The sequence below is a fragment of the Maricaulis sp. genome (genome assembly GCF_015665295.1).
Taxonomy (GTDB): Bacteria; Pseudomonadota; Alphaproteobacteria; order Caulobacterales; family Maricaulaceae; genus Maricaulis.
Window position 1 is genome coordinate 26,508 of record NZ_JADFAJ010000009.1, and the last position, 24,015, is coordinate 50,522.

Genomic DNA, 24,015 nt, shown 5'->3' on the forward strand with positions numbered 1-24,015 from the left:
GACAGGCTGTCGGCATCCGATTCGCTGCGTAGAATTTCCCTCCCATCCGCCGACTCGTGCAAAGTGAAGACATGTCGAACCAGAGCTCCGATTCCGACCTGTTTTCCGGCGCGCCAGCGCCCACACCCTCCACGGCGCCGGCGCCGGGCTATTCCGCCGCACATATCGAGGTTCTCGAAGGCCTTGAAGCCGTCCGCCGCCGTCCCGGCATGTATATCGGCGGCACTGATGAGCGCGCCTATCACCACCTGTTCGCTGAAATCCTCGACAACTCGATGGATGAGGCGGTGGCAGGCTGGGCTGATCGCATCGAGGTCGCCGTCGACGAAGATGGCTATATCACCGTGACCGATAATGGCCGCGGCATTCCGGTGGACCCGCACCCGAAATATCCCGACAAATCGGCGCTGGAGGTCGTGCTGACCGTGCTGCACGCCGGCGGCAAGTTTTCCGACAGCGCCTACAAGACGTCCGGCGGGCTGCACGGCGTCGGTATCTCCGTCGTCAACGCCCTGTCAGAAGTGCTCGAGGTCGAGGTGGCGCGCGAGAAAACACTGTGGAGCCAATCCTATTCGCGCGGCTTGCCGCTCGGCCCCCTGGTCAAGGTCGGCCCGGCGCCCAACCGCCGTGGCACCAAACTCCGCTTCCTGCCGGACACCCAGATTTTCGGCGACAAGATGTCGGTCAAACCGGCCCGCATCTACGCCATGGCCCGCTCGAAGGCCTTCCTGCGCCGTGGTGTGAAAATCCAGTGGCGCTGCGCACCGAGTCTCGTTGAAGGCACGGATACGCCGGCCGATGACATTCTGTGCTTCCCGGGCGGCCTGGCCGACCGAATGGCGGAAATGGCGAACAAGCGCGCCGTGGTCACAGCGGAGGCCTTTGTCGGCCGGGTCGAGCGTGAGGACGGTGGCGGCGGAGTCGAATGGGCGGTCACCTGGTCGGCAAACGGCTATGGCGGCGATGCTGACGGTTTTTGCCAGTCCTACTGCAACACGGTCCCGACGCCGCAGGGGGGAACCCATGAGCAGGGCCTGCGCGGCGCCCTGTCCAAGGGCCTTCGCGCCTATGCCGAACACACCCACGCGAAGAAGGCGGCCCATATCACGGCCGAAGACGTGATGGGCGGTGCCGGCGCCCTGGTCTCGGTCTTCATCGGAGACCCGGAATTCCAGGGCCAGACCAAGGAACGCCTCGCCACGCCGGAAGCGACCCGCCTGGTTGAAACCGCGGTACGCGACCAGTTTGATCACTGGCTGGCCGCCTCGCCCAAGGAAGCCGCCAAGCTGGTTGAGTTCGCGATCGAACGCGCCGACGACCGGATGCGCCGCCGCAAGGAAAAAAACGTCAAGCGCCAGACCGCTTCGCGAAGGCTTCGCCTGCCGGGCAAGCTGGCCGATTGTTCGCGCGCCGATGCTGACGGTACAGAGCTTTTCCTGGTCGAGGGCGATTCGGCCGGAGGCTCCGCCAAACAGGCCCGGTCGCGCCAGACCCAGGCCATCCTGCCCTTGCGCGGCAAGATCCTGAATGTCGCCTCGGCAACCGCCGACAAGATCTCGGCCAATCAGGAAATCAGTGACCTTCTGCTCGCGCTCGGTTGCCAGACCGGCAGCCGGTTCAAGCTTGAAGATCTTCGCTATGAGCGCGTCGTCATCATGACCGACGCCGATGTCGATGGCGCCCACATTGCGGCGCTGCTGATCACCTTCTTCTATCGCTCCATGCCTGAACTGATCCATTCGGGGCGCCTGTTCCTGGCCCAGCCGCCGCTTTATCGCCTGACCCAGGGAACCCGCACGCTTTATGCGCGCGACGATGCCCACCGCGAACAACTGATCCGTGACGAATTCAAGGCCAGCGGCAAGATCGATATCGGGCGTTTCAAGGGTCTCGGCGAGATGACACCGAGTCAGCTCAAGCAGACCACCATGGATCCTGCTGTGCGAACCCTCGCCCGCGTCGTGATCGACGAGAATGATCTGCCGACGCTGGAAGCGCTCGTCGAAACGCTGATGGGCAAGAAGCCGGAAGCGCGCTTCAAGTTTATCCAGGACAATGCCAGCTTCGTGACGGAAGAGCTGGACCTTTAAAACCCCCAAAGCCTGTTGTGACGTCCGGGCCGCGGTCGCATTGCGGCACGAGTTGCGTGCCGGCACTGTCCGGCCAGTGGACAAGTGCGCCCGGCGCGCTAGCCTCTCGTGAAAGCCGTAACCGGAATCACGAGGGGACACTCCAATGACCGACCACAGAGCAATCCGGCATGCCTTCGCAGGAGGCCTGATCCTCGCCGCCGGCCTCGCCAGCCCTGCCATGGCTGAGCCGATCGAATTCTATCAGGTCGAGGGTATCGCCTATGATGACAGCGTTCCGGCACCGGAAGACATGATCGGATGGGGGGTTGGCGAGCGGCCGGTCCGGCACGAGCAAATGGTCGCCTATCTGACCGAGATCGCGAACGGCTCCGACCGCATTTCCGTCGAGACGATCGGCTACACCCATGAACGCCGGCCGATCTTGTTCTTCGTAGTGACCTCGCCGGACAACCATGCCCGCATCGATGATATCCGTGCCAGCCACCTCGCCTCGCTGCAGCCTGGTGCCCCGGCCCATGACGGCCCCGCCATCCTCTGGCTGAACTACGGCGTTCACGGGGCTGAATCAGCCGGCATGGACGCCTCCATGCCGACGCTCTACCACCTCGCCGCTGCGCAGGGTCCGCAGATCGAGGCAATGCTGGACAACAGCGTCATCCTGATCACCGCCATCTTTAATCCGGACGGCCATTCGCGGCGGGTCAACCATGTCGAGACCTTCGGCGGTGACGTCGCCAGGACCGACCCGGCGCACGAACAGCACAATCTGTGGACCACAGCGCGAACCAATCACTACTGGTTCGACCTCAACAGGCAGTGGCTGCTGCAAACCCAGCCGGAATCCCAAGCCTGGCTTGAGCAATGGCATGAATGGAAGCCGCAGGTTTCCGCCGATTTCCACGAGATGGGTACGGAAAGCACCTTTTATTTTCATCCCGGCGAACCGCTGCGCCGCAATCCGCTGATCCCGGAGCGGGCACGCGATCTCACCCTCGGCATTGCCCAGCACCACATCGATTTCCTCGACAGCGAGGCGCGCCTCTACACATCCGAGGAAGGATTTGACAATTTCTATGTCGGCAAGGGGTCGACCTATCCGCAGGTCAATGGCTCGCTCGGGATACTGTTCGAAATCGGCGCTGCGCGCGGGGGTCTGATCGAGGCCGAACGCGGCCTGGTCAGCCATGGTGATAATGTCCGCACCCATTTCCGCACCTCGCTGACGACGATTGAAGGCGGCATTGCAGGGCATGACGAGATCGCGGCCTATCAACGCGAATTCTTCGCGAACGCGCTCGCGGCCGCCGGTCGCGACCGCGATCGTGGCTTCGTGTTCACGGCAGACGGCGACCCGGCCCGTGCCAACATGTTTGTCGACCTGCTCAACCGGCATGATATCCGGGTCAACCAACTGGCTCGCGATGTACGCAGCAATGGCCGCACCTACCGCGCCGGCGAAAGCTATGTCGTCGAGTTGAACCAGCCGCAATACACGATGATCCGTTCAATGTTCGACCGTGTCACCACGTTCGAGGAGAACATCTTCTACGACGTGTCCGGTTGGACTTTGCCGCTCGCCTATGACCTCGAATACGCGGCGCTGGGTCGCGACTGGTCTGCCGACCTGGTCGGCAGCGAAACCGGCCCTGCGGACCTCGCGCAGCCGGCGCCGCCAAGCTCGAATTACGGCTATGTCCTGCGCTGGTCGGATTATAATGCGCCGCGCGGACTCTACCGACTCCTCGACGCCGACATCCGTGTGCGAGTAGCGACCGAACCGGCAACGATTGCGACGCACCACGGTGCGACCGCGTTCGGCCCCGGGGCTGTCTTTGTGCCGCTGGTCGGCCAGGATTCTGACCGCGAAACCATCCACCAGCTGGTCTCCGCCATCGCCCGAGAAGACGGGGTTGCCGTGCACGCAGTCATGTCGGGCTCGACGGCGGGCGGGTCGCCGGACCTCGGAGACGGCAATGCTTTCAGGTCGGTACGCCGACCGGAGGTCCTCGTCCTGTTTGATGACGGGCTGGCCAGCTATGATGCTGGCGAAGTCTGGCACCAGCTCGATCACCGCATGCACGTGCCGGTGACCTTGCGGCGCAAGGATGATCTCGGTGGCCTTGACTGGTCGCGCTATACCCATCTTGTGATTGTGGGGGGTGGCAATACAGACCTGTCGGCCCGCTCGGCCGAACGGGTCGGCCAGTGGATCCGAGAGGATGGCGGCGTTCTGGTAACGATGCGCCAGGCATCACGCATGGCCCAGTCGACCTTCTTCAATCTCGAGGCCGATGAAGAGGATGAGACGGACAGCGAAACGCCGGACCGTCGCAACTACGCCGAGATGGGCGTCGATGATGCCGAACATGTGATTGGCGGGGCAATCTTCGATACCGATCTGGATCCGTCCCACCCGATCGGATTTGGCTATGGCGATCGTGATCTGCCGGTCCATCGCAATACCAGCTTCACGCTGCAGCGCCCCGAGCATGATCCGTTCGCGGTCGTGGCGGAATACACTGAGACGCCTCTCCTGTCGGGTTACGCCTCGCAGCGCCGCCAGGACGAGATCGCCGGAACCCCCGCCATCATCGCCCAGCGTCTGGGTCGGGGCACGGTCGTGATGTTTGCGGACAACCCGACCTTCCGGGCGACATTCCGCGGCACCGAGCGCGCCTTCATGAACGCAATCTTCTTCGGCTCGCTCATCGACCGCCCGTCCGGCGACTACGAGGAGGAATAGGGATCACCCGGCGCCCGCTTGCGACCGGCGCCGGGTCACTGCCTTCAGCGCAGGCTCACTCGGGTTGGGGCTGCGCGGGACCGGGATGGCGAGACACGTTGTTGAGCGCCGCAGACCAGACATTGGGCCGGATATCGCACTGCATGTTGTTCTGTCCGATATCATAGGGACCGTCATAGGTCGGACAGAGGCATTGCGTCATCCCGTTCTCGTCGGCATCTCCGCAGGGCGCCGTCATGCAGCCCGCATAACGCGTCCCCGTCTCTTCGCAGGCGGTTGAGCCAAAGTCATAGACCTGGCTGTAATCCAGCGAGAAGGTCGAAATCAGCGTTGCCTCCGGGAGGTAGGGATAGAGGGTCTGTCCCTCGCGTGTGGCCATGTCGCCGAGATAGCTGCACACCGGCGCAAACTGGCAATAGGCTTCCTGTGCGATATGCGGATCGTCCATGTCGCAACGCCCGGTCAACAGGCTGGCCATGTTCAGGCAGCCGGAACCATCTTCCAGGCAAATCTCGATGGTCGCATCGCGAACCACCGGATTGAGGATCGATCCGATCTCGACATAATTATAGGTGGTGCCATGCGCCTGCTGCGGTTCGGTGATCGCATAGCAGGTACAATCCGCATTGGCGGTCGCGCCATCCCGACCGTCGCCGGGCACGCATGGCAGATGGGGGCCCGTGCCACCATCGCCTGTCGGAGACCCGTTGTCCGGCCCGGAGTAATAGCAAAGGGCGTAAGGATTTCCGGTACAGGCGAGGAAATTCGACATCGATTCAAACGCATCCGCACGCGGCGGCTCGTCCTGAGCCTGTGCTGCGACGCCCGAAAGGAGAAGCGCGGCGAGAACGCTGATCAGCTTGAGAACAGGCTTCATCATTGGCTTCGGCCTCCAACGTGGATGAAATTCGGATCGCATTGCCTTGATCCGCCCGTCACAGGATATAACCTGAAATTGCACCCAGTGGAAAGATAACCAATAGTCCGCGAGGCCACACTCAAAGATTTTCGAAGCATCTCACTGAAAATCCACAAATCTTTGTGAGACCTCGCCCGACAGGGTTTGACGGCGGCGCCGTGAAGGCGTTCAATCCGGGTCTCTCGGTCGGCCCGGTCAGGCCGGACACAAAGTGGGGAATAGACAATGACACTCAAGGCATGGATGCCAGCGCTCGCGGCGACCGCCGCAATCGGCCTGGCAGCGTGCAGCGCCGGAAGCGGATCGGACGATTCGGGCGCTGTTTCTGCTGATACGGACACTGTCCGGCACAGTCTCGATCCGTATCCGTCAACCTATACGCCGCGTCCCAGCGGTGTCACCCTGATCCAGGGCGCAACGGTCCTTGATGGCATCGGTGGCGAGATCGAAAATGGCGATGTTCTGATCGAGAACGGTCGCATCTCGGCCGTCGGAACCGGTCTGGAAGCCCCAGAAGGCGCCACCGTGATTGACGCCACCGGCCGCTATGTCACGCCCGGCGTGATCGACATTCACTCCCATCTCGGTGCCTACCCCTCCCCCAGTGTCGACGCGCACAGCGACGGCAATGAAGCGACCCAGCCGGTCACGGCGGAGGTCTGGGTCGAACACAGTGTCTGGCCGCAGGATCCCGGCTTCGACGCAGCCCTCGCGGGTGGCGTCACAACGCTCCACGTCCTGCCCGGCTCGGCCAATCTGTTCGGCGGACGCGGTGTGACATTGCGCAATGTGTCCGGCCGTACCGTGCAGGATATGAAGTTCCCCGACGCGCCCTACACCCTGAAAATGGCATGCGGCGAAAACCCGTCGCGCGTCTACGGCAATCGCGGCCAGTCCCCGGCCACCGATATGGGCAACATGGCGGGCTACCGCGCCGCCTGGATCCGGGCCTCGGACTATCGCGACAGCTGGCATGATTACTGGGAAGCCGCCGAGAACGGCGAAGAAGCCGACGCGCCGACCCGTGATCTTGAGCTTGAGACATTGATGGGTGTGCTGGACGGCGAAATCCTGATCCAGATGCATTGCTATCGTGCCGACCAGATGGCCCAGGTGATGGATATGTCGGAAGAGTTCGGCTACCAGGTCACGACCTTCCACCACGCCGTCGAAGCCTACAAGATCCCCGACCTTCTGGCCGAAAACGGCGCTTGCGCGGCCGTCTGGGCTGATTGGGGTGGCTTCAAGATGGAAGCCTATGACGCGGTTCGCGAGAACCTCGCCATGACCCATGCCAACGGCGCCTGCGCGATGATCCACTCCGACAGCGACATGGGCATCCAGCGTCTCAACCAGGAAGTTGCCAAGGCACTTGGTGATGGTCGTCGGGCGGGTCTCGAGATTTCCGATGGCGAAGCCTGGGCCTGGCTGTCCTCAAACCCGGCGCAGGCGCTGGGAATCGCCGACCAGACCGGCAGCCTTCAGCCCGGTCTTCGGGCCGATGTCGTACTGTGGTCCGGCAATCCATACTCCACCTATACCCGGGCCGATCAGGTCTGGATTGACGGGGCCATGAGCTTTGATCGCCGCGATGAGGACGAACAACCCGTTCGCGACTTCATGCTCGGCCAGCCCGGCGAGGGAGACGACTGATGAGAACCCTTATTCCCGCACTCGCGCTGGCCCTGGCCAGTGCCGCTCCCGGCCTGGCGCAGAGCTATGCCGTTACCAATGGCCGTGTCGTCACCAATACCGATCAGGGGATCATCCCGAACGGAACGGTGCTGGTGCGTGACGGCAGTATCGTTGCCGTCGGCACGGATGTGACCATTCCGGTCGGCACCGAGGTCATCGACGCCGAGGGCGGCTGGATTACGCCCGGCCTGTTTGCACCCTTCACCCAGATCGGCCTTATCGAGGTCGCACTGGAAGGCTCGACCACCGATGCCGGCGCGAGCGATTCGCCATATTCGGTCGCACTGGATGTCAGCGACGGCTTCAACCCTGCCGGCACCCATATCGCCGCGACCCGCATGCGCGGGGTTACCCGGGCGGCAATCTATCCATCGACCGGCCACAACATTTTTGGCGGTCAGGGCGGGCTGGTGGACACCAGCGGCGATCCCGACTCAGTCTTCGAAAGCGGCAGTTTCGTGTTCGCTGACCTCAGCCAGTCAGGCGCCGCCACCGCGGGTGGCTCGCGCCCGGCAGCCTGGGCCTATCTGGAAGCGGCCTTCAATGATGCCCGCGGCTATCCGGGCCGCTTCTCGGCCGATCATGAAGGCGATGCGCTCAACCGCTATGACGCACAGGCGCTCTTGCCGGTTGTTCGTGGCCGGGTACCGCTGGTGCTGAATATCGACCGCGCGGCCGACCTTCGCCGGGCGATCCGTTTCCAGGCCGACAATGCACCCGTCCAGCTCATTATCGGGGGCGGAGCTGAAGCCTGGCTGGTCGCCGATGAGCTGGCCGCTGCGGGTATTCCGGTGATGCTTGATCCGCTGCGCAACCTGCCGGCCTCGTTCGACGAAATCGCCGCCACCCTGCACGGCGCCCAGCGCCTGCATGAGGCCGGTGTGACCATTGCCTACACAACGCAGACCTCGGACGGCTATTATAATGCCCGCCTGATCACGCAGCATGCCGGCAATGCGGTCACGAATGGCGTGGCCTGGGACCAGGCCTTCCGCTCCATCACCCTCACTCCGGCGGAAATCTATGGCATGGGGGATCGCTACGGCGCCCTGGCCACAGGTTATGCCGGAGACGTTGTGGTGTGGGATGGTGACCCGCTGGAGGTCATGAGTTCGCCGGTCGCGGTGCTGATTGACGGTGAAGCCACCGAGATGGATTCACGTCAAACGCGCCTGCGGGACCGTTACATCAATATCACGGACGAGACGCCATTCGCCTATCGGCGATAGTCGATCAGCCTTGTTGCGTTGACTTGCAGCCGGGCACCCGTATTTTGCGCTCACGAAGCGGCCGCGCCACAACGGCGCGGCCGTACCGTTTGCAGGTCAAACAACGCACCGTTTACCGATCAACCAAAAGGACGCCATGACGTTCGCAGAACTGGGTCTGAGCCCGAAACTACTCGAAGCCATCGAAAAAGCTGGCTACAGCGAACCGACCCCGATCCAGGCTGGCGCGATTCCGCCAGCGCTTGCGGGGCGCGATGTACTCGGCATTGCCCAGACCGGTACCGGCAAGACTGCATCCTTCACCCTGCCCCTGATCGAGCGCCTGTCGCGCGGCCGCGCCAAGGCGCGCATGCCGCGCTCGCTGATCATCGCGCCGACCCGTGAACTGGCGGCCCAGTGTGCCGAGAACTTCGAGACCTATTCCGAGGGGCAGCGCCTCTCGATGGCCTTGCTGATCGGTGGCGTGGCTTTTGGTCCGCAGGAGGAAATCCTCAACAAGGGCGCAGACGTCCTGATCGCGACGCCCGGCCGCCTGCTCGACCATTTCGGGCGCGGCAAGCTTTTGATGACCGGCGTGCAAATGCTGGTCGTCGACGAAGCCGACCGCATGCTGGACATGGGCTTCATTCCTGATCTGGAAAAAATCTTCTCCCTCGTCCCGCCACCGCCGCGCCGCCAGACCCTGTTCTTCTCGGCCACGATGCCCAAGGAGATCCAGAGCCTGGTCGACCGTTTCCTGCGCGACCCGGAGCGCGTCGAAGTTTCGCGGCCGGCCCAGACCGGCGCCAACATCACCCAGCTGATGGTCCGACTCACCGACAATTCCGCCAAGGCCAAGCGAGTCGCCCTGCGCGTCGCCATGGCCCGCGAAGGCGTCCGCAACGGCATCATCTTCTCGAACCGCAAGCGGGACGTCGATGTCGTCGCGCGCTCGCTGCAGCGTCACGGCTTTTCAGCCGCGCCCATCCATGGCGATCTCGACCAATCGGCGCGCACCGCGACGCTGGCCGACTTCAAGGCCGGCACTTTGCGCTTCCTCGTGGCGTCCGACGTGGCGGCCCGCGGGCTCGACATTCCCGATGTCAGCCATGTTTTCAATTACGACATGCCGCATCACGCCGACGACTATGTCCACCGTATTGGCCGGACCGGGCGGGCCGGCAAGATGGGTGAATCCATCACGATTTTTGCGCCGGGTGATGAGAAGTCACTGGCAGCCGTCGTGAAGCTTATCAAGCAGGACATTCCCGAGCTCGTCCTCGATGATCTCGACAGCGCCCTCGCCGAGGTCGGCATCGGGTCGTCCGGTGGGCGTTCTGCGTCAAGCCGCAGCAGTTCCCGCGGCAAGTCCGAGAGTTCGGGGCGGGCGCGCCGACCGCGGTCCAGCAAATCCGAGTCTGAATCGCCTCGCGCGGCGGAGGTCCAACCGGCACCCGTCGCAGAAGCGGTCGAAGATGTCACGCCCGTCACGACCGCCGCTCCGGCCGAGGAAAAGCAGCCGGTCGCCGAACGCGAGAACCGTCCGCCGCGTGCCAGGCGTGAGCGGGAACGTGAAAGCGATGACAATCGTCGCTCGTCGCGCAAGTCGGGGCAGACGCGTGAGCGTGGGGCCGACCATGATCGTTCCGTTATTGGTTTTGGCGATCATGTTCCCAGCTTCATGAACGCCGACCGCTAGACATGATCCGGGGTCGCTGAAACCGGCTATCCGGCTCGGCGGCCCCTTTGCTCATACGCTATGAGCAATTTTTACGACTTCTTTCCCTTTGCGCACTAGTTTCATCCTTAACCGCAGGGCGAATCCATTCGCCTCCGCAGGAAAGGACTTTCTGGTGAACGGTCGACTGCTCGGAAAAGAAGGACGTGAGTTCGCGCTTAAAGCGTTGGACCTCATGGATCAATTTGGCATCGCGCCCACACCGGAGAACTATGCGGTCTGGATCTGCTTTGCCAGCGACACCAATGCCGAGCTATGCGAAACGCTCCGCGGACATGTCGAGGCTGGCGAGACTTTCTCCGACAGTCTGAACGCCGAACTCTTCGAACAATATTTCCAGTGGAAAGCCATCCAGGATGCGATCCTGGAGAGCGGCGGCGTGATGTGCCGCGAACTCGGCGCGGTACAGGAAACCCTGGAAGCGGCCGAACGCGATACGGTCGCCTATGGCAAGGCCCTTGAAGGTGCCAGCCATGAGCTGATCGCCAGCCCGGACGCCCAGGGCATGAAGCGGCTCGTCGAAGGTCTTGTATCTGCCACGGCTCGCATGCAGCGCCGCAGCCAAGCCCTGGAAGACCGGCTGCAGGCCACTTCGAATGAAGTCACCCAGCTGCGCTCGCACCTCGAAAAGGTTCGCGAGGAAGCGATGACCGATGCGCTGACCGGGATCGCCAACCGCAAGCGCTTTGATGAAAGCCTGCGTCGCGCCCGCCGGGATTCGGAGACCAAGAAGCAGCCGCTCAGCCTGATCCTTTGTGATATTGATTTCTTCAAGCGTTTCAATGACACGTGGGGCCACCAGACCGGGGACCAGATCATCCGCTTCGTGGCCGGCTGCCTGACACGTCATGCCGGCGAAGGCCATCTTGTGGCCCGCTATGGCGGCGAGGAATTCGGTATTGTGATGCCGAACACGCCACCGAATATCGCCGAACAGGTCGCCGAGAAGATACGCAAGACGGTCGAATCCAAGAAGCTCCTGCGCAAGTCCACCAATGAGGACCTTGGCAATATCACCGTCTCGCTGGGCATTGCGACCTATCAGGAAGGCGAGTCGATCGAGGATCTCATCGAGCGTTCCGACTCGAACCTCTACCGTTCCAAGACCGAAGGTCGCAATCGCACCACCGTCGATGACGGACGCACAAGCTCGCGCAACGCAGCCTGACACGCGTCAAGTTGAGTTTTGATCGGACAGGCCGCCCATGCCGGGCGGCCTTTTCATATCAGGCGTGAGCGGGCGGCGGGGTTGCCATGAAGCTGGGCCGGGAATTCCAGGCCTCCAACAGGCTTTTCAGATTCGGGCGGCCAGCACGCCACTGGCTCTCGGGATAGCGGAAATCCATATACGACAGAGCCACCGCCATGGTCAGCGGCCCCTGCCCTAGCGGGCTGTCCAGCTTGCCAACGGCTATTTCCAGCTCGTCGATTGCCCGCATGATACCGCGCTCGCGGCGGCTGATCCAGAAATCGGACTGGATGCCTTCATCGCGCACCATCTCGACCCGTCGCGCAACGGTGAGATCGAGCAATCCATTTCCCAGGGCTTCCAGACGCCGGTCATTCCAGTCACGCGGCCAGGGCTCACCGGCCCGCTCGCACAGAAAATCCGCGATCAGCGCACTCTCGGTGAAGGCCTGGCCATCATCGAGCACGAGACAGGGCACGCGGCCGAGCGGGTTTGCGCTCAGCAATTCGGCGTCGTCATCAAACGGGTGGGACTCAACCTCATCAACCTGATCGGCCAGACCCAGCTCGCGCACCAGGACGCGGCATTTGCGGGAATAGGGCGAGGTTGTCGAGATGATGAGCTTCATACCGGTCAGATCTCCTTCACAGGAACGATCGTCACGCTTTCGCCACAGCCACAGGCATCCGTCTGATTGGGGTTGTTGAACACGAATTTCGCATGGAGCGGCGTGATTTCATAGTCGATCTGGGTGCCGAGCAGAAACAGCAGCGCCTTGGACTCCAGCACGATCTCGACGCCATGGTCCTCGACCCGCTCGTCAAGCGGACCAGGTGCCTCGACATAGGCCATCTCGTATTCCATGCCGGCACAGCCGCCATTCTTGACGCCGACGCGCAGGAAACCGGCGCCGCGCTGCGCCATCAGGGATTTGACCCGCTCGGCAGCAGTCTCGGTCAGTGACACAGCCTTGGGACGTTCACGCACAGCCAAACCGGCCTCCTAGAACATGTTCAGCGCAAGACGCGCTTCATCGGACATCCGGTCGGGCGTCCAGGGCGGCTCGAAGGTCAGGTCGACCAGCGCCTTGTCGACCCCGTCCACCTTCTCGACTGCTTCCTGGACCCAGCCGGGCATTTCACCCGCCACCGGGCAGCCCGGCGCGGTCAGCGACATCTGGACCTTCAAGGTGCGATCATCTTCCAGATCGACCTTGTAGATCAGGCCCAGCTCATAGATATCCACCGGGATTTCCGGATCATAGACCGTCTTGAGCGCTTCCACGACGGCATCGGTGATACGCGCCAGCTCATCGGCCGGGATTGCACCGGTCCCGTCAGCCGGCTTGCTGTCTGTGGCCACGGCTTCACTGCGCGCCGGTTCACTGGGCGACAGTTCACTGGGCGCAGACAGGTCGATCACATCGCGGTCGGTTCTATCGGTCATGGTCATCCCTAGATGAGGAAGTCGCGGGCCTTTTTCAATGCGTCGACAAACGCATCGGCCTCTTCGATCGTGTTGTAGATGGCAAAACTGGCACGGGCCGTCGAACCGACTCCCATGCGCCGCATCAAGGGCTGGGCACAATGGTGACCGGCTCGCACGGCAACGCCGTACTTGTCGAGGATCTGGGCCACATCATGCGGATGGGCACCGTCCAGCGTGAAGGAGATGATCGCGCCCTTGTCCTGGGCAGTTCCCACAATGCGCAGACCGTCGATTTCCGCCAGACCGTTCATCGCCCGGTCCATCAGGGCACGCTCATGCTCAAGCACTGCCATGCGGTCATGCCGCTCGAGCCAGCGGATGGCAGCGCCCAGGCCAATCGCATCGGCAATCGCCGGCGTGCCGGCTTCAAACTTGTGCGGAACATCCGCAAAGGTGACCCGGTCCTCGAAGACATCGGCGATCATCTCGCCGCCGCCCATATAGGGCGGCAGGCGCTCGAGCCAGTCGCCCTTGGCATAAAGCGCGCCTATGCCGGACGGGCCATAAAGCTTGTGCCCCGTAAAGACAAAGAAGTCGCAATCAAGCGCCCGGACATCGACCGGCAGGTGAACCGCCGACTGCGATCCATCGAGCAAAACCGGGACACCGGCCGCGCGCGCGATTTCGACGATGCGCGCGGCGTCATTCACCGTGCCCAGCACGTTGGACATGTGTGTGATCGCGATCAGTCTCGTCTTCTCGTTAACCATCCCTGCCAGCTGTGGATAATCCAGCTCGCCGGTCTCGGTGACCGGCGCCCATCGGAGATTTAGACCCTTTGAATCAGCGAGAAGGCGCCAGGGCACAATATTGGAGTGGTGCTCCATCTGGGAGATGATGATCTCGTCGCCTGCCGCCAGAAGCTGGCCGAAACTGTGGGCCACAAGGTTGATGGCCTCGGTCGAACCGCGGGTAAAGACAATCTCTTCGGTGCGCTCGGCATTGAGAAAGCGCCGCACATCCTCGCGCGACATCTCGAATGCTTCGGTGGTCTCGTTGGCAAGCGTGTGCAGGCCGCGATGCACATTGGCGTAAGAGGCCCGATAGACGCCAGCAACGCTCTCGATCACGAATTCCGGCTTCTGGGCCGAGGCCGCATTGTCGAGATAGCGCAGCGGATAGCCATTGATCTCGCGCTGCAGGATCGGAAATTCGGCCCGGATCGCGTTGATATTCAGGGGGGCTTTTATGGTCGTCTGGACCGTCATGATATGGCCTCCAATCGCCCGCGAAGCGTCGCTTTCAAGATGTCGCGCAGGGCCTCGTCACGGACGCGGTCGAGCGGCTCGGCCAGATAGCTCTCGATCAGGAGAGCGCGAGCCTTGGCTTCCGGCAGGCCGCGCTGGCGCATGTAGAAGAGCGCGGTCTCATCCAGCGTGCCAAGCGCATTGCCATGCGCGCACTGGACATCATCGGCATAGATTTCCAGCTCCGGCTTGGCATCGATCTCAGCCTTCTCGCCCAGCATCAGCGCGCGGTGGGTCATCCGCGCATCGGTCTGCTGCGCCAGGCGATCGACGATAAATTTGCCCTGGAAGACACCATGCCCGCCCGAGGCCACCGCGCCCTTCACGAGCTGTTTGGTGATGCCGCCCGGGCCGGTGTGATGAACCAGATTGGTGCTGTCGGCATGGCAACCGGCCGCCAGGATATAGGCACCGCCCATATCCACCGTCGCGCCCTCACCCGGATGAAGCACATGGGTTTCATTGCGCGAGAGGCGCGCGCCCGTATCGATCATGGTCTGATTGAGTGTGGCGCCGGCCGCCAGCTCGATCTCTGCCGAACCGACAAAGACCGCCCGGGCGTCATGGTCTGCAATCACGATGCGATCGAGGCGGGCCCCGGCTTCGATGCGGATCAGCAGGTGCCAATTGCCCAACGCGCCGGCCTCGCCATGCAGGCGTTCAACCAGGGTCACGGCCGTGCCGGCGGGAATGACCAGCTCGGCATTTGCGGCACTGGCGCCCGCTGACGCGGTGACAGTGAGGTCGATCCGGCTGCCATCGCAGACTGTTTCCAGCCCCGTCAGGCCCGCAATCTCGATCCGGCCCGGACCGCTGACATCATTGGCCGCGCGGCGAAGGTCGGACCATTTCCATTGCTCATGGCGCCGCGTGGGCAGGCCGTCGCGCCGGGTCGCCTCGCGCAATCGCGCCTGCCAGCCGGTCGCGCCATCGAGCGCGTCGATCAGGGCCTGTTCCGCCGGGGTATGAGTGAGAATTGCGGTCATGCCTCAGGCCGCCTCGCCGAGATATTTGTCATAGCCCTCGGCCTCGAGCTCGCGGGCGAGTTCCGGTCCACCGGACTTCACGATGCGGCCATTGGCCATGACATGGACGACGTCCGGCGTAATGTGGTCGAGCAGGCGCTGATAATGCGTGATGACCAGCATGCCGCGATCCGGCGCCCGAAGCGCGTTGACGCCGTCGGACACGATCTTCAGCGCATCGATATCAAGACCGCTGTCGGTCTCGTCGAGGATGAGGAATTTCGGTTCCAGGACAAGCGCCTGGAGGATTTCCATCCGCTTCTTCTCACCGCCGGAAAAACCGACATTGACCGGGCGCTTGAGCATGTCCATCGACACATTGAGCTGTTTAGCCTTCTCGCGGATCAGCTTCATGAACTCCGGCGCTGAAACCTCTTCCTCGCCGCGCGTGGCGCGCTGGGCGTTGAGCGCTTCCTTGAGGAAGGTGATGGTCGGAACGCCCGGTATTTCAACGGGATACTGGAAGGACAGATAGAGCCCCAGTGCGGCGCGTTCTTCCGGTGACAGCTCGGCCAGGTCCTCGCCGGAAAACTCCATCGTGCCACCGGTGACCTCATAGCCATCGCGGCCGGTCAGGACGTAGGACAGGGTCGATTTGCCCGAGCCGTTCGGGCCCATGATGGCATGCACCTCGCCCGCCGGCACCTCGAGCGAAAGACCTTTCAGGATCGGCTTTTCTGTCCCGTCCTGGGTTTCGACTTTGCACTGGAGGTCTTGGATTTTCAGCATGATCTCTCTCATTATCCTGTCGAACCGGCCGGGCCGGTTATTGTGCGTATTCGGCTTCGCATGCGGTGATGATGGCGCTGGCATCGAGCCCGCGGGCCACGATCCCGGAGGCGTCGGTGAGGGTGCAGCGCCCGGCGGCGGCGTCGATCCGCATCTCGTAGATGTGGACGAAGCCATCGGCATCAAGCAGCTGCGCAGTTTCGTGATAGGTCGCCGCATTCTCGCGGGTCATGGTGACCACCAGGCCGTCACGGAGTTCGATTGCGTCGACACCGAAGCCGCCCAGCTCGCCGGACGGGTAGTAGAGCCCGTCCTCATCCGCCTGCCAGACATAGTAATAGGTATTCACATTGCCGGTGATGTAGGGGATGAAGAGCTCGGGTGAGCCATCGGCATTGATGTCGCGCAGGGCCGGAGCCGAAATGACGCTCTCAATGGTCAGCGGATCGGAGGCATCGAGCAGTTCGCCGGTCATCGGGTCATGCTGGGCAAAAGTCAGAACCGACTCCCAATCCCCTGTTTCATAGGTGAAATTCAACAGAATTTCGCCGGGCATCAGGGCGCAATCTACGGTCCCGGCATAGCCGATTTCCAGCGTGTCACACCAGGGCATGCCGTCTTCGGCATGGGTGAAATCCTGGGCCGATGCCGACGCGCTCAGCGCCAGCGCTGCGAGGATTGCTCCCGGCATCATGCTGTGTTTCATCCTGGTCATCATGCTTCCCCCTCCCAGTAATCCACCGGTTCGGCGGCAAAGGCGCGATGCCGGAAGGCCGGCTCGTCACCATCACCCTCGGACCAGCGCACGGCGCCGACCTTGTTCGAATCCGGATATTCAACGACATCGACCGGCTGCATTGTCGAGACGCAGATATATTTGAGATCGCCCGAGCCGGTATTGATCAGCTGGTGCGCAACCTCACGCCCACCTGTCGGGGCGGCCAGGATATGTCCGGCGCGCACGGCGTGGCGTTCCTCGCCAAAGCGGTAAGTGCCCTCACCGTCGAGGATAATGATCGCTTCCTCGATGGCGTGGTGATTGTGATAGGGGAACGCCGTCTTATTCGGCGGAACGATGGTCAGGCAACAGCCCAGCTGTTCCAGCCCGATCAGCGGCCCGAGGCGCGCCAGATCGGCCGAGAAGGTCTCGCCATGGCCCATATGTTCCAGGGCGACATCGTCGATATGGGTGACGGGGGTGCGGGTCACAGGTAGGCCTCAGTTGACTGACTATTCGCTCGCAGAGCTCGCAAAAAGTCACCTGCGAACATCGCGAGAAACAGGATCGGAAAGAAAACGAGCGGCCAGATCATCGCTCCCAGAAATCCGTCGCGACCTACGGCTACCAAGACGCCAACCGCGGTCGACAGCAATGCCGCACAGACACACGCAAAAAACTGAAAAACAACTTTGCCCATCACCCCACACTCCCCTCAAGCGAGACCTTGAGCAGCGCCTGCGCTTCCACCGCGAACTCCATCGGCAATTGCTGCAGGACGTCCCGAACGAAACCATTGACCAGCAGCGCCGTGGCCGCCTCTTCGCTGAGACCGCGCTGGCGGGCATAGAAGAGCTGGTCTTCGGACAGCTTGGTCGTGGTGGCCTCGTGTTCGAGCACCGCCTTGGGCGTCTTGCACTCGACATAGGGCACGGTGTGGGCGCCGCACTGATCACCGATCAGCAGGCTGTCACACTGGGTAAAATTGCGCGCACCTTCGGCCTTGGCATGCACCGAGACGAGACCCCGATAGGTCTGGTCGGAGCGCCCGGCGGAAATGCCCTTGGAGATGATGCGGCTGGTCGACCCCTTGCCCAGATGGATCATCTTGGTGCCGGTATCGGCCTGCTGCCGGCCATTGGTCACCGCAATCGAGTAGAACTCGCCACGGGAATTTTCACCGCGCAGGACGCAGGACGGATATTTCCAGGTAATGGCGGACCCGGTCTCGACCTGGGTCCAGGAGATCTTGGAGTTCTTGCCGCGGCAATCACCGCGCTTGGTGACGAAGTTATAGACACCGCCCTTGCCGTTCTCGTCGCCCGGCCACCAGTTCTGGACCGTGGAATACTTGATCTCGGCATCGTCCAGCGCGACCAGCTCGACCACGGCAGCGTGGAGCTGGTTCTCGTCGCGCATCGGCGCCGTGCAGCCCTCCAGATAGGACACATAGGCACCCTTGTCGGCGATGATCAGCGTCCGCTCGAACTGGCCGGTGCCCTGCGCATTCATCCGGAAATAGGTCGAGAGCTCCATCGGGCAGCGCACGCCCGGCGGGACATAGACAAAGGAGCCGTCCGAGAAGACGGCGGTGTTGAGCGTCGCAAAGAAATTGTCCGACGCCGGCACGACCGAGCCGAGATATTTCCTCACCAGCTCGGGATGTTCGCGCAGGGCTTCGGAGATCGAGCAGAAGATCACCCCCGCCTTGGCGAGTTCAGCCTTGAAGGTGGTGACCACCGAGACACTGTCGAAGACGGCATCAACGGCGACCCGGTTTTCCGAGCCCTTTACGCCCAAGAGGACTTCCTGCTCCCTCAGCGAAATGCCCAGCTTGGCGAAATCGGCAAGAATTTCCTCGGGGACATCGTCAATGCTGTCATACTTCGCGCCGGCCTTGGGCTCGGCGTAGTAGTGAATGTCCTGATAGTCGATCTTGGGATAGTCGACCTTGGCCCATTCCGGTTCCTTCATCGCCATGAAGCGTTCCAGGGCCTCCAGACGCCATTTCAGCATCCAGTCCGGCTCGCCCTTCTTGGCGGAGATGAGACGCACGGTATCGGCGTTCAACCCCTTGGGAGCGAGGTCCTGCTCGATATTCGTCGTGAAGCCGTACTTGTACTTGTCGGCTTCAAGATTGCGAACGTCTTCAATGGTTTCCTTGACCGCAGCCATAATATCCTACCGCCTCTTCAGGCACTTGCTTTGAGTGTCGGGGAAATACGCGCCAGAGCCGCCGACCAGGCGACAACGAAGGCGTCTGCATCATCCGGTTTGGAATTCCAACCCAGGCTTACACGCACAAAACCCTGTGACGCCGCCTCGGCGAGGCCGAGCGCCGTACCGATCTTCGAGCCTTTCGACGTGCCCGAAGAACAGGCCGAGCCGGCGCTGATCGCAAAGCCGGCCAGGTCGAGCGCCATGACCTGGGTCGCCCCGGGCCAGCCCGGCTGGCTGAGACCCAGCGTATTGGGCAGACGCGGCGCACCCGCCCCGATCTCGATCAGGTCCGGCGAGACCGCTTTCAGGGCCGCCGCCATGTGATCGCGGTGATCGGCCAGCGCGGCAAAATCATCAAGCGAGCCGACCGCCTCGTCCAGCGCCGTCGCCAGACCGACAATACCGGCGACATTGAGCGTGCCGGCGCGGCGCCCCTTCTCCTGGCCGCCGCCATGATGATGGCGGGCCATCGGCGCATCGCAGCTGGCCAGAAGCGCGCCCACGCCTTGCGGACCGCCGAACTTGTGGGCCGAGATCGTCAGGTAGTCACAGCCCAGACCCGCAAAATCGACATCGATCTTTCCGGCAGCCTGGATGGCATCGACGACGCTCAAGCCCCCGGCAACACGGATCAGCGGCGTCGCCTCGGCAACCGGCTGGAGGGTGCCGATTTCGTTGCTCGCCAGCATCATCGCGAGCAACGGCTTGCCGTCGGCCTCGTTCCAGCGCGACAGGCGTTCGGCAAGCCAGTCGATCTCGACCACGCCCATCGCGTTGACGGGCCACACCTCGACCGGCAACCCGCTGGCCAGGGCCGTGGCGGCGACCGCCTCGTGTTCGATTGCCGTGACAATGATCCGCCCGATCCCGCCGCCACTGATTGCGGCGTGCAGGGCCAGGTTGAGGGCTTCGGTGCCGCCGGAGGTGAAGACGATGTCTTCGGGCCGGGCGCACAGCGCCTTGCCGACCTGGCGACGGGCAGTCTCGACACGCGCCAGCGCCGCCTGCCCGTCGGCATGAACCGAGGACGGGTTTCCGACACGGGTCATCATGTCGGTCATGGCCGACACGACACCCGGCCGGACCGACGTGGTCGCGTTATGATCGAGATAGATGCGCATGGATTTTATTCCGCAGCGTGGATTTCAGTGGCGGTTGCTTGTCTTCCGGGCCGTTCGAGCCGCCCGGTCGCGCCGGAGGCCGACCCGAAGAGGCGACGTTCGAGCACGTCTTCCAGGGTCACCGAGGACAGGTAGAGATAGATGTGCCGACCGAGCTCGTCCCACAGGTCATGGGTGATGCAGCGGCGACCATCGCTGAGGCAGCCCTTGGCCTCCGAACAGCGTGTCGCACGCAGCGGCTCATCGACCGCGAGAATGATGTCGGAGATGCGGATCTGGTTGGCTAGGCGACTCAACTTGTAGCCACCACCGGGACCGCGCACGGATGAGACGATATCGGCCCGGCGCAGCTTGGCGAACAATTGCTCAAGGTAGGACAGAGAAATGGACTGGCGCGAGGCGATATCGCTCAGCGTGACCGGACCGGTCTCGGCGGCATCAGCCAGGTCGGCCATGGCCATCACGGCATAGCGCCCTTTTGTGCTCAGCTTCATGCGTTTACCTCCTTAAACACTCGCATCCGGCAGGCCGATCATGCTAAGACCCGCCTTTCCGGAGGGGGGCCGACCTCGTTGCGAGGGACGCACGTCCAATATCCGAGTGAATTAGTCAAGAATATGGGCGCGCTCTTGCGCACTTGCAACGGGCGATTTGCCGCATATTCACCAGACGCAGACTTAAAGAGCCAAAAAGGCGAGACTGAATGCCTGATGTGATCATTCCCGGCCCGGCCGGCCGGCTCGAAGGGCGCTACAGCCCGAGCGAAGACCCGACCGCTCCGATTGCGCTGATCCTGCACGCCCATCCGCTTGGCGGCGGGCATATGGAAAACCCCTCTGTGGACATGATGTATGACGTGTTCCGCAAACGCGGTTTCGCCACCTTGCGGTTCAATTTCCGCGGTGTCGGACGGTCGCAGGGCAGCTATGACCAGGGCCTCGGCGAACTGTCCGACGCGGCCACCGTTCTGGACTGGGTCCAGGGCTATAACCAAGGCGCGCGCTTTTGCTGGGTCGCCGGACATTCCTTCGGTGCCTGGGTCGGCATGCAGCTGTTGATGCGCCGTCCGGAGATCGCCGGCTTCATCTCTGTCGCCCCGCCAACCAACATGTATGACTTCACCTTCCTGGCGCCCTGCCCGGCCTCCGGCATCATCGTGCACGGTTCAGCCGACAAGATCGTGCCGCCGGAAGATGTCGAGCGTGTGATGTCCAAGGTTCGGGTCCAGAAGGGAATCGAGATCACGACCGAGGTCGTGCCGGACGCCAATCACCTCTTCTCCGACCATCTCGACGTGCTTGAAAAGCATATCGAGACCTATCTCGATGCGCGCCTGCCGCTGGTCGAGAAAGAGCGTTCGGAACGCACGATTACCGGCAAGCGCTGATCTGTCGCGCTCTGCCAAGTCGACAAAAGCCCCGGCCAAGGCGGTCGGGGCTTTTTCTTGCCCGGTCGAGACCGCGTTTCAGGGGTCGGAGCGCCGGCCGCCGCACACCGGTTCACGGGCGCCCGTCGTCGAAGGCAGGCTGGTCGGCAGGCCGGCATCGACGCGCGCGGCCAGCCAGGCGAAAGCCTCGGCCTCCAGCAGATCACCGCGCCAGCCAACGGCTTCAACCGGCTCCGGCACAACGCCACAATGATCACCAAGGGCTGCCATCAAGCTCGGATTGTGGCGCCCGCCGCCGGTCACCAGCAAGCGTTCGGGGCGTCCCAGCGCGGCCATCGCATCGGCAACGGTCCGGGCCGTGAAGGCGGTGAGGGTCGCCGCTCCAGCCTCAGCTTCGAGACCAAGCACCGGATCGAGCGTGAAATCCCAACGATCGAGTGATTTGGGCGGTTTGAGTGCAAAAAACGGATGCGCCATCAGCGCGTCGAGCACGCGGTCATCAACCTGTCCGCCCGCAGCAAGCCTGCCGCCATCATCATAGGACTGGCCGATCATGCGCTGGCACCAGGCATCGATCAGCCCGTTGGCCGGACCGGTATCGAAGGCGATCGGGTCGGCATCCGCTGCCAGCCAGGTGACATTCGCCACGCCACCCAGATTGAGAACCGCCAGCGGTCGCTCCAGACCGGACTGGCGGGCCAGCGCGTCATGATAGAGCGTCGCCAGCGGCGCGCCCTGCCCCCCCTTCTCCATGTCCTCTGACCGGAAATCATGGATCACCGGAATGCCGGTGGCCCGGGCCAGGGCCTTGCCGTCGCCGATTTGCAGGGTGAGTCCGTTCACGCCGGATCTCGGAGCCCGATGCAGCACGGTCTGACCGTGAAAGCCGATCAAATCTATATCCGCCGCAGCCAGTCCGGCCGCGTCGAGCACGCGTTGAACGGCCAGGGTGTGGCGCAGGGTAAGAACCCGCTCGGCGGCTTCATATTGCGGCATGGGACCGGAAAACCCCCAGACCAGCGAGCGATCGACGGCGTCCTGCAGGACGGCCCGGTCGCTGTCGGAATAGGCCTGGGTCTCACCGGGTCCGAAGCGGGCGATGCGCTCGCCATCGGTCTCGATCAGCGCCGCATCGATTCCGTCGAGCGAAGTCCCGCTCATCAAACCGATGATCCGTTTCATGCAAGCCCCCTCTTTTCCCCGCGCGCGTGTCGACCTAGAAGCATCATATCAGGAGACATCTTCATGAGTGATTACAAGTCCCAGCTGGTCCGCGACCTCGTTGAGCGCGGCTACCTCAACCAGGCCACTGACATTGACGGTCTCGACAAGGCCGCCAGCGAAGGCGTGGTAACGGGCTATATCGGCTTTGATGCGACGGCGACCAGCCTGCATGTCGGCTCACTCGTGCAGATCATGATGTTGCGCCGCATGCAGCAGGCCGGACACAAGCCGATCATCCTCATGGGCGGCGGCACGACCAAGATCGGCGACCCGTCGGGCAAGGACAAGACCCGCTCAATGCTGAGCGATGACGCGATCGACGCCAATATCGACGGCATCCTGCAGGCTTTCCGTCCGCTGGTGCAGATCGGTGACGGTCCGACCGATGCGGTGCTCGTCAACAATGACGAGTGGCTGTCGGAATTCGGCTATCTGGAATTCCTGCGCAAATTCGGGCCGCACTTCACCATCAACCGGATGATGACCTTCGACTCGGTCAAGCTCAGGCTCGAGCGCGAACAGCCGCTGACCTTCCTGGAATTCAACTACATGCTGCTGCAGGCGGTCGATTTCCTCGAACTGAACCGGCGCTATGGCTGCACGCTGCAGCTCGGCGGCGGCGACCAGTGGGGCAATATCATCAATGGCGTCGAGCTGTGCCGCCGGGTCGACCAGAAAGAGGTCTACGGCTTCACCACGCCGCTGATCACGACGGCGTCGGGCGCCAAGATGGGCAAGACCGCCGACGGTGCGGTCTGGCTCAATGCCGAGATGCTGAGCGCTTATGAATACTGGCAATTCTGGCGCAATACCGAAGACGCCGATGTCGGCCGCTTCCTGCGCCTCTTCACCGATTTGGAGCTCGACGAGATCGCCCGGCTGGAAGCCCTGCAGGGGGCCGAGATCAACGACGCCAAGGTCCGCCTCGCCAATGAGGCGACCACGCTGCTGCACGGCGTCGAAGCGGCGCGTTCAGCCGAAGAAACCGCCCGTCAGACCTTCGCGCAGGGCGGTGCGGGTGCTGCACTCCCGACGGTGGAATTTGAGGGTCTGGCTGGCGGCGATGTCCTGCTCACCAGCCTCTTCATCGCAGCCGATCTGGCCGCCTCGAACGGTGAAATGCGTCGCCATATCAAGGCCGGCGCCGCCAAGGTCAATGACCAGCCCCTGACCGATCCGTTTGCCAAGGCCAGCGCATCGGACCTGGTCGACGGCGCCATCAAGCTGTCAATCGGCAAGAAGCGTCACGCCCTCGCCAGGCCGGCCTGAGC

At 62.8% G+C, this 24,015-nt stretch carries 21 protein-coding genes; 8 read left to right on the top strand and 13 right to left on the bottom strand.

Annotation, left to right across the window (positions count from 1 at the left end):
- Nucleotides 1-71 precede the first annotated feature (71 nt).
- Together parE and QZZ02_RS04310 are read left to right on the top strand one after the other, a co-directional pair.
- Nucleotides 72-2,090, top strand: coding sequence for a DNA topoisomerase IV subunit B (gene parE / locus QZZ02_RS04305; RefSeq protein ID WP_291842621.1), 2,019 nt, complete (start codon nt 72-74; stop codon nt 2,088-2,090).
- Nucleotides 2,091-2,235: 145 nt separating this feature from the next.
- The gene (locus tag QZZ02_RS04310) at nt 2,236-4,836 is read left to right on the top strand and encodes a M14 family zinc carboxypeptidase (RefSeq protein ID WP_291842622.1); all 2,601 of its coding nucleotides are present in this window, start codon (nt 2,236-2,238) and stop codon (nt 4,834-4,836) included.
- A gap of 55 nt (nt 4,837-4,891) precedes the next feature.
- Here QZZ02_RS04310 and QZZ02_RS04315 read toward each other — a convergent pair whose 3' ends face one another.
- Nucleotides 4,892-5,716 carry a hypothetical protein gene (locus QZZ02_RS04315; RefSeq protein ID WP_291842623.1) on the bottom strand — a complete coding sequence of 275 codons (825 nt, stop codon included), beginning with the start codon at nt 5,714-5,716 and terminating at the stop codon, nt 4,892-4,894.
- A gap of 264 nt (nt 5,717-5,980) precedes the next feature.
- Between QZZ02_RS04315 and QZZ02_RS04320 the strand changes: the two genes are divergently transcribed.
- From QZZ02_RS04320 to QZZ02_RS04335, 4 genes are all read left to right on the top strand, one after another.
- On the top strand, nt 5,981-7,408 hold the full coding sequence (locus tag QZZ02_RS04320; protein WP_291842624.1) for an amidohydrolase: 1,428 nt from the start codon (nt 5,981-5,983) through the stop codon (nt 7,406-7,408).
- The gene (locus tag QZZ02_RS04325) at nt 7,408-8,679 is read left to right on the top strand and encodes an amidohydrolase family protein (RefSeq protein ID WP_291842625.1); all 1,272 of its coding nucleotides are present in this window, start codon (nt 7,408-7,410) and stop codon (nt 8,677-8,679) included. The genes QZZ02_RS04320 and QZZ02_RS04325 overlap by 1 nt, the downstream gene beginning before the upstream one ends.
- A 136-nt stretch (nt 8,680-8,815) precedes the next feature.
- On the top strand, nt 8,816-10,357 hold the full coding sequence (locus QZZ02_RS04330) for a DEAD/DEAH box helicase (protein WP_291842626.1): 1,542 nt from the start codon (nt 8,816-8,818) through the stop codon (nt 10,355-10,357).
- A gap of 214 nt (nt 10,358-10,571) precedes the next feature.
- The gene (locus tag QZZ02_RS04335; RefSeq protein ID WP_291842627.1) at nt 10,572-11,564 is read left to right on the top strand and encodes a GGDEF domain-containing protein; all 993 of its coding nucleotides are present in this window, start codon (nt 10,572-10,574) and stop codon (nt 11,562-11,564) included.
- A 58-nt stretch (nt 11,565-11,622) separates the two neighbouring features.
- On the opposite strand, the gene QZZ02_RS04340 is transcribed toward QZZ02_RS04335, so the two are convergent.
- From QZZ02_RS04340 to QZZ02_RS04390, 11 genes are all read right to left on the bottom strand, one after another.
- Nucleotides 11,623-12,213 (bottom strand): glutathione S-transferase N-terminal domain-containing protein, encoded by a 591-nt coding sequence (locus QZZ02_RS04340; RefSeq protein WP_291842629.1) that lies wholly within the window; start codon nt 12,211-12,213, stop codon nt 11,623-11,625.
- Nucleotides 12,214-12,218: 5 nt separating this feature from the next.
- Complete coding sequence (locus tag QZZ02_RS04345) at nt 12,219-12,578, bottom strand: iron-sulfur cluster assembly accessory protein (protein ID WP_366511497.1); 360 nt, start codon at nt 12,576-12,578, stop codon at nt 12,219-12,221.
- A 9-nt stretch (nt 12,579-12,587) separates the two neighbouring features.
- A complete protein-coding gene (locus QZZ02_RS04350) occupies nt 12,588-13,031 on the bottom strand; it encodes an SUF system Fe-S cluster assembly protein (RefSeq protein ID WP_291842630.1) in 444 nt (147 codons plus the stop codon).
- Nucleotides 13,032-13,039: 8 nt separating this feature from the next.
- The gene (locus tag QZZ02_RS04355; protein ID WP_291842631.1) at nt 13,040-14,281 is read right to left on the bottom strand and encodes a cysteine desulfurase; all 1,242 of its coding nucleotides are present in this window, start codon (nt 14,279-14,281) and stop codon (nt 13,040-13,042) included.
- Nucleotides 14,278-15,306 (bottom strand): SufD family Fe-S cluster assembly protein, encoded by a 1,029-nt coding sequence (locus QZZ02_RS04360; RefSeq protein ID WP_291842632.1) that lies wholly within the window; start codon nt 15,304-15,306, stop codon nt 14,278-14,280. The genes QZZ02_RS04355 and QZZ02_RS04360 overlap by 4 nt, the downstream gene beginning before the upstream one ends.
- Nucleotides 15,307-15,309: 3 nt before the next feature.
- Complete coding sequence (gene sufC, locus QZZ02_RS04365) at nt 15,310-16,074, bottom strand: Fe-S cluster assembly ATPase SufC (protein WP_291842633.1); 765 nt, start codon at nt 16,072-16,074, stop codon at nt 15,310-15,312.
- A 37-nt stretch (nt 16,075-16,111) separates the two neighbouring features.
- Entirely contained in the window at nt 16,112-16,792 is a 681-nt protein-coding gene (locus QZZ02_RS04370) for a hypothetical protein (RefSeq protein WP_291842634.1), read from the bottom strand.
- Entirely contained in the window at nt 16,789-17,283 is a 495-nt protein-coding gene (locus QZZ02_RS04375; RefSeq protein ID WP_291842635.1) for a cupin domain-containing protein, read from the bottom strand. The genes QZZ02_RS04370 and QZZ02_RS04375 overlap by 4 nt, the downstream gene beginning before the upstream one ends.
- 208 nt (nt 17,284-17,491) lie before the next feature.
- Nucleotides 17,492-18,967, bottom strand: a complete 1,476-nt coding sequence (gene sufB / locus QZZ02_RS04380; RefSeq protein WP_291842636.1) for a Fe-S cluster assembly protein SufB — start codon at nt 18,965-18,967, stop codon at nt 17,492-17,494.
- 17 nt (nt 18,968-18,984) lie between these two features.
- Nucleotides 18,985-20,133 carry a cysteine desulfurase family protein gene (locus QZZ02_RS04385; RefSeq protein ID WP_291842637.1) on the bottom strand — a complete coding sequence of 383 codons (1,149 nt, stop codon included), beginning with the start codon at nt 20,131-20,133 and terminating at the stop codon, nt 18,985-18,987.
- Nucleotides 20,134-20,138: 5 nt separating this feature from the next.
- Nucleotides 20,139-20,627: an Rrf2 family transcriptional regulator gene (locus tag QZZ02_RS04390; protein WP_291842638.1), complete on the bottom strand. Its 489-nt coding sequence runs from the start codon at nt 20,625-20,627 to the stop codon at nt 20,139-20,141.
- 209 nt (nt 20,628-20,836) lie between these two features.
- Between QZZ02_RS04390 and QZZ02_RS04395 the strand changes: the two genes are divergently transcribed.
- On the top strand, nt 20,837-21,520 hold the full coding sequence (locus QZZ02_RS04395; protein ID WP_291842639.1) for an alpha/beta hydrolase: 684 nt from the start codon (nt 20,837-20,839) through the stop codon (nt 21,518-21,520).
- A 78-nt stretch (nt 21,521-21,598) separates the two neighbouring features.
- On the opposite strand, the gene QZZ02_RS04400 is transcribed toward QZZ02_RS04395, so the two are convergent.
- On the bottom strand, nt 21,599-22,702 hold the full coding sequence (locus QZZ02_RS04400) for an anhydro-N-acetylmuramic acid kinase (protein WP_291842641.1): 1,104 nt from the start codon (nt 22,700-22,702) through the stop codon (nt 21,599-21,601).
- A 63-nt stretch (nt 22,703-22,765) separates the two neighbouring features.
- On the opposite strand from QZZ02_RS04400, the gene tyrS reads away from it, so the two are divergent.
- Entirely contained in the window at nt 22,766-24,013 is a 1,248-nt protein-coding gene (gene tyrS / locus QZZ02_RS04405; protein WP_291842642.1) for a tyrosine--tRNA ligase, read from the top strand.
- The last annotated feature ends 2 nt before the right edge of the window (nt 24,014-24,015 follow it).